Genomic DNA, 13468 nt, shown 5'->3' with positions numbered 1-13468 from the left:
AATCACAGGTGGAAAGCAATAGAACAAGAGAATAAAGAAATAGAATTAGCCAAGAATGAAAAGAAGAAGTTTATCCCAGAAATACTGGAAAATGGAGACACTTTGAAACAATTATTAGTAAGAAGTAGGTATTTATTATATAAAAGAGAGGTCAAGTGGTCTCCATCACAGGTGCACAGAGCAGAAATATTATTTAAACTTTATCCAGATTTAGAAGAGGCGTATAAATTAAGTATGGATCTTTCAAATATTTTTAGTCAATCAAAAAGTCGATTAATAGCATTTAAAAAACTAGCACTTTGGTACAATAAAGTAGAAAATTTAGAGCTAAAATCCTTTACAACAATCTCAAAAACAATCCAGAATAACTACGAGAACATCTTAAATTATTTTGATAACAGAAGCACAAATGCATCAGCAGAATCATTTAACGCAAAAGTAAAAGCACTAAGGAGCCAATTTAGAGGAGTTAGAGATGTAAGTTTTTTCTTATTTAGATTACAAAAAATCTATGCTTAATCACCCCCCAACTTTTTTACTTGATCCTTTTTTACCTTAAAAGCATTTTAGGATAAGGATTAATCAAGTCGTTATAAATATTTTATTTTTTAAATATAAAGAAGGGAATTTTTATTAATAATTTTCGTTCTAGTACGTCTAATGAATTTTGCTATGAGTATGTAATTTAGTGCTTTAATATTTTATTTGTTTTAGTTTCTATTTGAAAATCATAAAAACTAACCTCTTTCTGCTTCAATAGATATTTTCAAAATTCTATTTTTACCAAGTTTTTTTACCTTTGCATTTTCATTTTAAAAGTATTCGATAGATGATCAAGGCTAAATTATCAATTCTGTTTGTATTTCTATTTATTGTAAAGGGTTTTTCCCAAACTTCGGACTGGAAATTCATTAAAAAAGTGGACGGAATCACTATATATCATCGTAATTCTGGCATTGGTAATCTTAAAGATGTGAAAATAGAAACTACGTTTGATTGTAATCTTAGCACGGTAACAGAGGCCTTATTAGATGTTTCTGCATTTACTAAATGGATTTACAAAGTAGAATATGCCAAAACATTGAAGGTACATAATCCAAATCATGTTGAGTATTATGAAAAAATAAATATGCCTTGGCCAGCACAAGATCGTGACGTGGTAGTTATAAATAAAGTAAAACAGCACAAAGAAACGAAAGAGGTGGTTTCAGAGGATAATTGTAATTGGACTGGTTTACCAGTAAGCAAAGATTACGTTAGAATAAAGGAATTTTATGCAAAATGGGTTTTTCAACCTACTGCTTCAGGGGTTAAAGGCACCTATATATTTCATTCCGATCCAGGTGGAGATTTACCAAGTGCTGTGGTTAATATGTTTATCAATGAAGGTCCGGTAAACTCTATCAAAGGTTTGAAAGCTTTGGTAAAGCTTGATAAATATAAAAATTCAAACTCTCACAATATCATTAATTGATAATTCATGGATTTCTGCCCAAGTTTCTCAAAATAGATATTTCTCCTACATTTCTTTTATATTTTAGATATTTTATATTAATTTTGTTTTGTTATTAGACAATAGCAACAAAAATATTAGTATTTATAGATAAATTGACTTTTATGAAAACAGAAAATTCATATGTTCCTTTTAAAGTAAAGGATATCGCATTGGCCGAATGGGGTCGTAAAGAAATTCAATTAGCGGAAGCTGAAATGCCAGGCTTAATGGAAATAAGAAAAGAATATGGGCCTTCTAAGCCATTAAAAGGTGCAAGAATAGCGGGATGTCTTCACATGACGATTCAAACGGCTGTTTTGATAGAAACACTGGTAGAATTAGGAGCTGAGGTTACTTGGTCGTCTTGTAATATATTCTCTACACAAGATCATGCAGCGGCAGCGATAGCAGCAGCAGGAATTCAGGTTTATGCTTGGAAAGGCATGAACGCGGAAGAATTTGACTGGTGTATTGAGCAAACATTGTTTTTCGGAGAAGAAAAACAGCCACTTAATATGATTCTTGATGATGGTGGTGATTTGACAAATATGGTTTTTGATGTTTATCCTGAATTGGTTGATGGAATCAAAGGATTGTCTGAAGAAACTACAACTGGCGTTCACCGTTTGTACGAAAGAATGAAGAATGGCACATTATTGTTGCCAGCAATTAACGTAAACGACTCAGTTACGAAATCTAAGTTTGATAATAAGTATGGTTGTAAAGAGTCATTGGTAGATGCAATCCGTCGTGCTACTGACTTAATGTTGGCAGGTAAAGTGGCTGTAGTTGCTGGATATGGTGACGTAGGCAAAGGTTCTGCTGAGTCTTTGAAAGGAGCTGGCTGTAGAGTTTTAGTAACTGAAATTGATCCAATATGTGCACTTCAAGCTGCAATGGACGGATTTGAAGTAGTAACAATGGACGAAGCTTGTACAAGAGCTCAGATATTTGTTACAGCTACAGGTAACTATAAAATCATAAGAAGCGAGCATTTCTTAAAAATGAGAGACAAAGCTATTGTTTGTAATATAGGCCACTTTGACAACGAGATAGATATGGCTTGGTTAAATGATAACTATGGCAGTACTAAAAACGTTATCAAGCCGCAAGTGGATATGTATACTGTTGAAGGTAAAGATATCATCATATTGGCGGAAGGTAGATTGGTTAATCTTGGTTGTGCTATGGGTCACCCATCGTTTGTGATGTCTTGTTCGTTCTCAAACCAAACTTTGGCACAGTTGGAGCTATGGAACAATACGGCTGCTTATGAGAAAAAAGTATATGTATTGCCGAAAGCATTGGACGAGAAAGTTGCTGCTTTCCACTTGGCTCACGTTGGTGCTAAATTGGACAAATTATCTACAGAACAAGCTGAATATATTGGTGTGACAGTTGATGGACCTTTCAAAGCTGAAATGTACAGGTATTAATATTTGATTTTAATATTTTTAATTCCATCTTTATGAAATAGTAAAGGTGGAATTTTTTTTATGATAAAATTAGAAAGGGCAGTAACGGATGATAATATTTTGCAAATATTAGATTTGCAGAAAAGAAACCTAAAAAAGAACCTAAGCGAGGAAGATATTCAATCACAAGGATTTGTAACTGCAGAACACACTTTTGAGCAATTAAAAAAAATAAATGATTTAGAATCTACAATAATTGCTACGGATAATGGGAAGGTTATTGCCTATGCTATAGCAATGAAAAGAGAAGCTGGAGAAGGAATGGAGGTTTTCAAAGAATTATTTGAAACAGTAGATTCATTAGAAATCGATGGAAAGGCTATTAATAATTTCAAATACATTTTTGTTGGACAGCTTTGTATTGATAAAACCTATAGAGGACAAAAATTAGTGGAAAAGCTCTATGGTTTTTTTAAAGAAGAGCTGAAAGAAAGATATAACTTCGCCCTTACGGATATAAGCGAGCATAATCCAAGGTCATTTAAAGCCCATCTTAATAGTGGGTTTAAATATATTCATACATTCTACGACGAATTTACAAAGACCAATTGGAATATAGTAATGTTGGACTTTAGCATATAACAATTGATATTCCATATTTCTTAGGGTTTTCAGGTATAAAACCGTTATTTTTGTGAAAAAATTACGGTAAAATCGTTTTGATGAAAAAAAAGATTGCCATTCTTGGTTCTACTGGTTCTATAGGTACTCAAGCTTTAGAAGTTATTAAAGCAAATTCAGATATTTTTGAAGTTGAGGTATTAACAGCACAAAAAAATGCTGATTTACTCATTCAACAAGCAGCTGAATTCAAGCCAAATGTAGTGGTAATTGGTGACGAAAACCTTTACGATAAAGTAAATTCGGCTTTAGATCCTTTGGATATTAAAGTTTATTGTGGACAAAAAGCCCTTAATTCTGTTGTCGAAAACGAGAATATTCACACAGTACTTACAGCATTAGTAGGTTATTCAGGATTAATACCGACGATTAATGCTATAAAAGCTGGCAAGCACATAGCATTAGCAAACAAAGAAACTTTGGTGGTTGCTGGAGAATTAATCACAAAATTGGCTATTGAAAACAAAATAGATATTCTTCCAGTAGATTCCGAGCATTCGGCTATTTTCCAGTGTTTGGTTGGAGAATATATCAATCCAATCGAGAAGATTATTTTAACTGCCTCTGGAGGTCCTTTTAGGGGCAAAAACATTGATTATTTAAAATATGTTACAAAAAAAGAAGCTTTAAAACATCCCAATTGGGAAATGGGAGCAAAAATTACGATAGACTCAGCTAGTTTGATGAACAAAGGACTAGAAGTGATAGAGGCTAAATGGCTTTTTGATTTGAAACCAGAGCAAATTGACGTAATTGTGCATCCACAGAGTATTGTTCATTCATTGGTGCAATTTGAGGACGGAAGCATAAAAGCTCAGTTAGGTTTGCCAGACATGAAGCTGCCTATTCAATATGCTTTGGGTTTTCCCCACAGATTAAAGTCAGACTTTCCCAGATTTGACTTTTTGAATTTCCCAAATTTGACTTTTGAAAAACCAGATGTCGATACCTTTAGAAATTTACAGCTAGCTTTTGAGGCATTAGTTAAAGCTGGAAATATGCCTTGCATATTGAATGCAGCAAATGAGATAGCAGTCGATGCGTTTTTGAAAGATAAAATAGGGTTTTTAGAAATGTCTGAATTAGTAGAATATTGTATGGCAAAAGTAAGTTTTATTAAAGTTCCTACTTTGGATGATTACGTAGAAACGGATAAAATAACACGACAAATAGCGTTAGAAAAAATTAGTTAAAAATGAAACAAAAAACACCATTTCATGTGGTTTATGAAGATAATCACTTGATAATTGTAAATAAATCTGCAGGAATATTAGTACACGAGGACATTACGAAAGATAAAACCTTGGAAGATTATATTAAGGAGTATTTAAAGGATAAATATAATAAAGCAGGGGATGTGTTTTTAGGTACAATTCATAGGCTTGACAGGCCTGTAAGTGGTTTAGTGGTCTTTGCTAAAACATCCAAAGCATTGACCAGAATGAATGAGCTTTTTAGAAAAAGAAATGTTCAAAAAACCTATTGGGCAATAACCTTCAAAAAACCTGCTAAAAATTCAGGTCGGCTAGTTCATTGGCTAAAGAAAGATACAGTTGCCAATAAAGTTACTGCATACGATACTGAGGTTCAAGACAGCCAAAAGGCTGAATTAGATTATAGATATTTGGGGAATATTAATAAATACCACTTGATAGAAGTAAGTCCCATAACAGGTAGGCCGCATCAAATTAGAGTTCAGCTAGCTTCTATTGGATGTACAATAAAGGGAGATGTTAAGTATGGTTCACCTAAAGCAAACCATGATGCGTCAATAAATCTTCACGCAAGACGAATATATTTTATTCATCCTGTTAAAAACGAACCAATCATTTGTAAGGCACCCGTTCCTGAGCAACCTTTTTGGGAAGAATTCCTAGAACTTGATGACGAAGAAATCAAAGTAGAAAATCTCGGCTTTATACATTAAGAAACAATCTCTTGTTTTTCAAAGATATCGGTCGAAGCTTGCTCAAAAGTTTTCTTAACGCCCTCAAAAGCACCAGTAATAATACCTAAAGGCAAAATCAATGGCATAAAAATTAGCCACTGAACGGTCATAAAGAAATTAATTTTTTTCATAATGGTAATTGATACATTTTAAATTGAAAGCACTTAATCTACATTGCAAAAAACGTACCATTTGACCATAAATTTAAATTAAATATTTGAATTGTCCAAAAAAAATTACTGAGTGGTTTCTTTTATTATTCTAATTTATCAGTTTAATCAAATTCTATAATTATTTAAGCAACGAAAATTCGATTAATAATATTATTTTATTTTAATATTTAAATCTCAATACTTCCACCTTACAAAAGCTTCCATTGCTTCATATTCTGCCAAACCAAGTTTGTTATATAATTCGGCCGTAGTTCCATTTCTATCCTCAGCTCTTTGCCAGAATTCCCTCGCATCTGAACCCTGGAAAACCACGCCGTCTTTTTGAGATTGATGTTTGAAAATACCTAAGCGTTTTTGAATCACTTGATCAGGGCTCATTGGTACAGCCATTTCGATTTCATGAATCTCCCATTCAGCCCAAGCTCCACGATATAACCAAACCCAACAATCTTTCATGAAATTTTTGTGCTTTAGCTGTTCTACAGCTGCCATTATTGCATCCAAACAAACTTTGTGTGTGCCATGCGGATCGGCTAAATCCCCAGCTGCATATATTTGATGAGGTTTAATTTTTTCAATTAATCCTGCCGTTAAATCAATGTCTTCTTTACCTAATGGAGCTTTCTGTACTTGTCCAGTTTCGTAAAAAGGCATATTCAAAAAATGAGCATTTTCCACAGGAATTCCAACGAATCTGCAAGTGTTTTTGGCTTCACCCTTTCGTATAAGACCTTTAACATGACGAACTTCTGGCGTGTCTATTTCACTATCTTTTTTATTTTCCAAAAATGATTTGGCAGAGTCGAATATTGCAGAGGTTTTGTCATTTTTTATTCCAAATTGCTTATTGAAATCAACAACAAAATCTATAAATCTTATGGCCTCATCATCTGAAACTGCAATATTTCCCGAAGTTTGGTAGGCCACATGTACATCATGGCCTTGGTCAACTAATCTCTGAAATGTACCCCCCATTGAAATAATATCATCGTCTGGGTGTGGACTGAAGATAATCACGCGTTTTCTTTCAGGAAGTGCTCTTTCTGGTCTGTTGGTATCGTCAGCGTTTGGTTTTCCACCTGGCCAACCTGTTATTGAATGCTGAAGTTGATTGAATACCTCAATGTTTATCTCATAAGCTTGTCCATAGCCCGCCAAAAGGTCTGAAAGTCCATTGTCGTTGTAATCTTTGTTAGTAAGCTTTAGGATGGGTTTTTTAAGTTCTAGGGCTAGACTACAAACTGCTTTTTTGGTCATTTGACTATCCCAAACAACGTCTTCTACTAACCAAGGTGTTTTCATCCTTTTTAGTTCTGATGCCGCCGCTGTATCAACAACAAAAAGGGCATTACTATGACTTTGCAAATAGGAAGAAGGGTTGTGTTCGGAAACTGGTCCTTGAACCGCATCTGCTATCATTTCAGCTTTTCTTTCTCCCCAAGCCAAAAGTACCACTCTTTTAGCTTGCAGGATTTTAGAAACCCCCATAGTAATGGCTTTTTTAGGAACTTTGATTAGTTCTCCTCCGAAATCCATCATTGCCGCTGCTCTGGTCGAATGGTCGAGCATCATCAAACGAGTTTTTGAATTGATCAAAGAACCTGGCTCGTTAAAGCCAATATGACCATTTCCTCCAATACCCAAAAGTTGAAAATCTAATCCTCCAAGACTATCTATTTTTGCTTCATAACTTTTACAAAACTCCTCTATTTGATTCTGGGGAATATTGCCAAAAGGAATAAAATAATTCTCTTTTGGAATATCGACTTGATCAAATAATTGCTCACGCATAAATCTCCAATAACTCTGGACAGCGTCTTGGTCCATTGGAAAATATTCATCCAAATTAAACGAAATAACATTTTTGAAGCTTAGGCCCTCTTCTTTGTGCATTCTTATGAGTTCAGCATAAACTGTCTTTGGAGATGATCCTGTCGCTAATCCAAGAACACAATTTTTTCCTTCTTTTGCTTTTGCCCTAATCAAATCTGCTATCTCTTTAGCCACAGATTTTGATGCTTCTCGTGGGTCGTTAAATATTCTGGTTGGAATTTTTTCGTATGCTATTGGTTCTTTAAACAAAGCGTTACTCATGATGAATCAATTAGGTTTTTTACAAAACTAATGCAAAAAGTTTGGTAAACGAGAACAGTTATTAAATTTTTTTAAAAAGTAGTATTCGTTTTTATAATTAAAGGTAGAAAAATTAGTGGTTTTTGGTTAATAATATTTAGAAAAAACTATTTTTTGCCTTAAATCGTTAGAACTTAATAAGTAATTAAAAATCAAAGAATATCATAATGCTCAATTTTACATTTGAGAAATTCACAAACTTAAAATTAGTAAGTTTTATTTTCTTTTTTAGTCTAAATTCGGTTTTGGCTCAAGATAAAGTCACCATTAGTGGCAAAATAAGTGAGGCAAAAAATGGAGAGGGGATGATTGGTGTCAATTTATATCTTAAAGAACTTCAAATAGGTGTCTCCACCAATGTTTACGGGTTTTATTCTATTACAGCCCCAAAAGGGATATACACTTTGTTTATAACTTACGTAGGCTATAAATCAATTGCTAAAAACGTTGAATTAATTGACAACAAAACCTTAAATTTTGAATTAGAAGAAGAAGGTAAGTTGCTTGACGAAGTTGTAATTAAAGGAGAAAGAGAAGACGACAATATTAAAAATATAGAAATGTCGGTAAATAAGGTGGAAATGAAAACCATCAAAAAAATGCCAGCACTTTTAGGAGAAGTTGATGTAATTAGGAGTATCCAGTTTTTGCCTGGGGTGAGTTCGGTTGGAGAGGGCTCTTCAGGATTTAATGTTAGAGGTGGAGCCATTGATCAAAATTTGGTATTGCTTGACGAGGCTCCAGTTTACAATTCTTCTCATTTGTTCGGATTTTTCTCGGTTTTTAATCCTGATGTGGTAAAAGACGTTAAATTAATAAAGGGTGGAATTCCATCTTCTTATGGAGGGCGTATTTCTTCGATTTTAGATGTAAGAATGAAAGAAGGGAATTCGAAGAAACCAGAATTTTCTGGCGGTCTAGGTACAATTTTTTCCCGTTTTGCCTATGAAAGGCCTTATTTGAAAGAAAAAGGGTCGTTTATAGTTGCCCTCAGGAGGTCATATATTGATATTTTAGCAAAACCTTTTTTAAACAATGACTTAAAAAACTCTAGGTTTTATTTCTATGATTTTACGGCCAAAACCAATTATAAAATTAACGATAAAAACACTGTTTTTCTGTCTGGGTATTTTGGTAGAGATGTGTTTGGGGCAGATTTTGGTTTTAATTGGGGGAACTCAACTACATCCTTCAGATGGAATCATGTTTTCAATAACAAGCTTTTCTTAAACACAACTGTTTTTTATTCAAATTATGATTATTCGCTTGATTCAGATTTAAAAGATGAGAACAACCAAGACTCTTTTGAATGGAAATCTAATATTCTCAATTATAGTATTAAGCCAGATTTCAACTATTATATCAATGCCAAGAATACGCTTTCTTTTGGTGGCCAAGTAATATATTACACCTTTAACCCTGGGCAAGCAACTGCTGTTTCTGGTGGGCAATCTAGGTCAATAGGTTTGGATAGCAAGTATGCGGTTGAGTCGGCTCTTTATATTGGAAACGAACAGAAGGTAAGTAGCAACCTAACTTTAAATTATGGATTACGCTATTCGTTTTACACCTATCTTGGCCCAGGAACAGTTTATACTTTTGATGAAAATACAAGCCCTGGAGATAGAAAAGAGGTACTAAGTGCAGAAAAAGCTACTAAAGGGGAAGGTATAAAAACGTACGGAAATTTAGAGCCACGTCTAGCACTTAATATAGGGGTAAACGCAAGTACTTCTATAAAAATAGGTTATAATAGGTTGGCACAATATATTCATTTATTATCTAATACGGTAGCATCATCTCCTCTTGATGTTTGGACACCAAGTAGCAATAATATAAAACCTCAGATATCAGATCAGATAGCTTTTGGCTTGTTTAAAAACTTTTCTGATAATATGTATGAGTCTTCGGTTGAAGTCTATTTTAAGACTTTAAAAAATCAGATAGACTACATTAGAAATGCAGATTTATTATTAAATCCAGCTGTTGAAGGAGATTTGATGTTTGGAATAGGAAGAGCCTATGGTGCTGAATTTTTTATAAAAAAGAACAAAGGAAAACTAAATGGATGGGTAAGTTATACTTTGGCAAGAACTGAGCGTAAAGTAGATGGCTTAAATAATAACAATTGGTTTGTAAGTAGAATTGATAAAATTCACAATTTGTCAGTTGTAGGAATTTTTGATATTTCTAAAAAATGGTCTTTTGGAAGCACGATGTCGTTTGCTACAGGTACTCCGGCCAGTTTTCCTACCAATAAGTTTGTATGGCAAGGGATAGCATTGCCTCAGAATTATACTGATGAGAGGAATACTTACAGAATCCCCAATAGCCATAGGTTAGATTTGTCTGCCACCCGAAAAAACAAACACGCCTTGTTTAAAAAAGGAGAAAGCGAATGGGTGTTTTCTATTTATAATGTTTACAATCGCAAAAATCCATTTTCAGTATACGTAAGGCAGAACCCGGATGATCCATCAAAAACCGAAGCCGTAAAGTACTCTGTTTTTGCTTCAATTATTCCAGCAGTTACATACAATTTTAAATTTTAATAAGATGAAAAAAGTATTTTTATTGATATTAGTTTCCGTAAGTTTTCTGGCATGTGAGCAAGTGATTGACCTTGAGGTTAAAGATGGTGTAAGCCAATTGGTAGTGGATGCATGGCTAACAGATGAGCAAAAGGAGCAAAGTATAAAACTTACTCTATCGCAGCCATATTTTGAGGAGGCTGACCCCCAACCAGCATTAGGAGCTCAGGTTATTGTTTATAATGAAGATTCTACGGCACATGTATTTACAGATATTGACAATGATGGGATATATACATACACACCAAAAAACAATGAATATTTAAAGCAAGATGAAAGAACGGCTTTATATATTAAATATGAAAATGAAGAGTATTATTCTTTGTCTGAATTAAAACGTGTTCCTAAAATTGACTCGATAGGTTATGAAGTCTTCTCTTTTCCAATTACTCCACCTAATGGTGGTCCAAAGGACGGTTTTTTGGCCCAATTTTATGCCAATGATATTGTTGGAGATGGAGACACCTATATGATTAGGTCTTATAAAAACGATACTTTGAGGTTTGCTCCTAATGACATTACCTTGGCCTATGATGCGGGATTTTCGGCTGGCTCAAAGTCTGATGGACTTTTGTTTATTTTGCCGATTCGTCAATCTATTAATCAAACATTATTTCTTGATAAAGACAAACTCAAAGTTGAGCTTTTTTCTATACCTGTAGAGGCTTATTATTATTTATTTCAACTAAAGCAAGAATCTTCGAATGGAGGAATCTTCGCAACTCCACTGAGTAATATTCCAACAAATATTATTAATCTTAATGGACAGTCTACTAAAAAAGCAATAGGAGCATTTTTTGTTTCAAAAGTAAGCACTTTCGAAACCGTAATAGATAAGAGTTTGGCTAAGCCAAAGCAATAAGAAAATTGTTTTTCGATTTATTTTAAAATTGCTAAAAGGCTCGCTAATTTATCCTTTAAATCTTTACGATCTACTATAAAGTCTAGAAAACCATGCTCCAATACAAATTCAGCTGTTTGGAAGCCTTTTGGTAAGTCTTTTCCAATGGTTTCCTTTATGATTCTTGGTCCGGCAAAACCTATCAAAGAACCAGGCTCAGCAATGTTAAAATCACCCAACATGGCATAGGATGCTGTTACTCCACCAGTGGTTGGGTCAGTCAATAAAGATATATATGGAAGTTTCGCTTCTTCTAAAAGGGCAAGTTTTGCAGATGTTTTGGCCATTTGCATTAAAGAAAAACCAGCCTCCATCATCCTTGCTCCTCCAGATTTTGAAATCATTAAAAACGGAGTTTTAGTTTTAATGGCATGGTCTATTCCTCTTGCTATTTTTTCTCCCACCACAGAGCCCATTGAACCGCCTATAAAACCAAAATCCATGCAGGAAATTGTAATATCTTGCCCATTCATTTTTCCATAAGCTGTGCGGCATGCATCTTTTAGGCCAGATTTTTCTACAGTGCTTTTTATTCTATCTGGATAGGCTTTTGTATCTACAAACTTTAAAGGATCTCCTGAGATCATGTCTTTGTCAAGCTCGGTGAAGTCGCCTTCATCAAACAGCAAAGAGAAATAAGCTTCAGAACCTATTTTATCATGATAATTACAATGTATGCAAGTATAGGCATTTTGCTTATGCTCACGTGTGTGCATAACGTTTTTACACTCCGGGCATTTATACCAAAGTCCGTCTGGTGTTTCGCGTTTAAGCTCAGTAGGAGTATTAATCCCTTTTTCAGTTCTTTTAAACCAAGACATAAGATGGGTAGTTTTTGGAGGGGCAAATATAAAAGAATTTTTATGGGCTTTGTCAAGAACATCTAATTTTTTCAAACCAAGGAATACTAATTGCTCATTTTAAGCATATTAATTACCAAATTTCCTGATCGTTTTTATAAAACTTTGTTCCTTCTACACCGCCGTAATAGATTACTTTGGCTTTCCCTTCTTTTTTGCCTAAAATAAAATTTACTATAATCCTATCTCCATTTCGGTATGTATAAACTCCATCTAAGCCGTGCATTTTACCGTTATAGAATCCCCCAGTGTATTTATCTCCATTTTTTAAGTAAAGAGTTCCTTTACCATTATATATGCCATTTGAAAAGCTTCCTGTATATTTTTTTCTACCATCTTTATAATATTCCGAGCCTTCGCCATGCCTTTTTCCAATATGCCAATTTCCTTCAAACTTTTCAGAGGTTTTTGAGTTTATGGCTACCCCAAAGCCTTCAAAGCAATTCCCGTCAATACAACCTTTTTTTCTAATTATTTCAGTTGTTTTTGAATTAGGGCTTATTGTTGTTTCTATTATTATTTCATCACTACTGGGTTTTTCTGATACAATAGGTTTTTCATAAATAACTGGTTTTGAGTAGGTAGAAGTACTTTCAATACTTCTTTGTTGTATGTCGGGATATAACTCTTTTGCATTATTATAGCCTTTTTCAATGGCTTTCAGTCTTTTGCTTCTTGGTGGGTGGGTTGAGGTAGTATATTCTGTAGTTAAACTCGATATTGCAGTTTGGGCTTCTTTGAGCTTGGCACCCATTTGATACATCACAAAACCCGAGAATTCATCCGCCTCTAGTTCTTTTTCGTGCTCTGAGCCACCTTGTTTTATGGTGTGTCCTTGTAAATGATGACCTATTTCATGAGCCAAAATACTTAAAGCTCCCCAATCAGTTTTGGTTACATTATTAAGTTTGTTTATAAAACTTGGGTCATAGACAATCAAGCGTTCGCCGTTTCTAGTCGCGGCAAAACAATTATCAGTATTTGGACATTCCATTACATAGAAATTCTGTTTGAGCCCCGACCGTCTAACAATGTTTTCAATAGCTTTACTAACCTCGGGTTTTGTAGAAAAAGCCACCCAGTCGCATATTTCTCTTTCGTTTATTACGTTTCCATAATAGTTTTTGCCTACTATTATTCCATTACTGTTTTGTGAAATAGATTCAAAAAATGAAAACAATAAAAAACTAACTAAAAGTGCATTCTTCATTCAGGAAACAGATTAATTTGAATTTCACTAACGAACAAAAGTAGTCGAATGGTATTTTAAA

Annotated in this window: 12 protein-coding genes; 8 read left to right on the top strand and 4 right to left on the bottom strand. The window is 34.0% G+C overall.

Annotated elements, in window-relative coordinates; all coding sequences use genetic code 11:
* From EGI22_RS08090 to EGI22_RS08065, 6 genes are all read left to right on the top strand, one after another.
* Positions 1-519, top strand: a 519-nt coding sequence (locus EGI22_RS08090) for a transposase (protein ID WP_255067643.1), incomplete at its 5' end; no start/stop codon positions are given.
* Positions 520-829: 310 nt separating this feature from the next.
* On the top strand, positions 830-1474 hold the full coding sequence (locus EGI22_RS08085; RefSeq protein WP_255067642.1) for an START domain-containing protein: 645 nt from the start codon (positions 830-832) through the stop codon (positions 1472-1474).
* Positions 1475-1617: 143 nt separating this feature from the next.
* Positions 1618-2931 carry an adenosylhomocysteinase gene (ahcY, locus tag EGI22_RS08080; protein ID WP_255067641.1) on the top strand — a complete coding sequence of 438 codons (1314 nt, stop codon included), beginning with the start codon at positions 1618-1620 and terminating at the stop codon, positions 2929-2931.
* A gap of 60 nt (positions 2932-2991) precedes the next feature.
* Entirely contained in the window at positions 2992-3552 is a 561-nt protein-coding gene (locus EGI22_RS08075) for a GNAT family N-acetyltransferase (protein ID WP_255067639.1), read from the top strand.
* An 80-nt stretch (positions 3553-3632) separates the two neighbouring features.
* On the top strand, positions 3633-4784 hold the full coding sequence (locus EGI22_RS08070; RefSeq protein ID WP_255067637.1) for a 1-deoxy-D-xylulose-5-phosphate reductoisomerase: 1152 nt from the start codon (positions 3633-3635) through the stop codon (positions 4782-4784).
* A 2-nt stretch (positions 4785-4786) separates the two neighbouring features.
* Positions 4787-5518, top strand: a complete 732-nt coding sequence (locus EGI22_RS08065) for an RluA family pseudouridine synthase (protein ID WP_255067633.1) — start codon at positions 4787-4789, stop codon at positions 5516-5518.
* On the opposite strand, the gene EGI22_RS08060 is transcribed toward EGI22_RS08065, so the two are convergent.
* Complete coding sequence (locus EGI22_RS08060) at positions 5515-5670, bottom strand: hypothetical protein (RefSeq protein WP_255067632.1); 156 nt, start codon at positions 5668-5670, stop codon at positions 5515-5517. The two genes, EGI22_RS08065 and EGI22_RS08060, sit on opposite strands and share 4 nt — an antisense overlap.
* Before the next feature lie 216 nt (positions 5671-5886).
* Positions 5887-7806: a glucosamine-6-phosphate deaminase gene (nagB, locus tag EGI22_RS08055; RefSeq protein ID WP_255067630.1), complete on the bottom strand. Its 1920-nt coding sequence runs from the start codon at positions 7804-7806 to the stop codon at positions 5887-5889.
* A 206-nt stretch (positions 7807-8012) separates the two neighbouring features.
* Here nagB and EGI22_RS08050 point away from each other — a divergent pair, with 206 nt between their 5' ends.
* Both EGI22_RS08050 and EGI22_RS08045 read left to right on the top strand, forming a co-directional pair.
* The gene (locus tag EGI22_RS08050) at positions 8013-10397 is read left to right on the top strand and encodes a TonB-dependent receptor (protein WP_255067629.1); all 2385 of its coding nucleotides are present in this window, start codon (positions 8013-8015) and stop codon (positions 10395-10397) included.
* 4 nt (positions 10398-10401) lie between these two features.
* On the top strand, positions 10402-11298 hold the full coding sequence (locus tag EGI22_RS08045) for a DUF4249 domain-containing protein (protein WP_255067626.1): 897 nt from the start codon (positions 10402-10404) through the stop codon (positions 11296-11298).
* A gap of 17 nt (positions 11299-11315) precedes the next feature.
* Here the strand turns inward: EGI22_RS08045 and accD are convergent, their stop codons facing one another.
* Positions 11316-12158: an acetyl-CoA carboxylase, carboxyltransferase subunit beta gene (gene accD, locus EGI22_RS08040; RefSeq protein WP_255067625.1), complete on the bottom strand. Its 843-nt coding sequence runs from the start codon at positions 12156-12158 to the stop codon at positions 11316-11318.
* A gap of 112 nt (positions 12159-12270) precedes the next feature.
* Complete coding sequence (locus EGI22_RS08035; protein ID WP_255067622.1) at positions 12271-13407, bottom strand: M48 family metalloprotease; 1137 nt, start codon at positions 13405-13407, stop codon at positions 12271-12273.
* Between the last annotated feature and the right edge of the window lie 61 nt (positions 13408-13468).

This window comes from Lacihabitans sp. LS3-19 (assembly GCF_024343575.1).
Lineage (GTDB): Bacteria > Bacteroidota > Bacteroidia > Cytophagales > Spirosomataceae > Leadbetterella.
The sequence above is the reverse complement of the archived record's forward strand: the minus strand, read 5'-3'. Positions and strand labels throughout refer to the sequence as shown.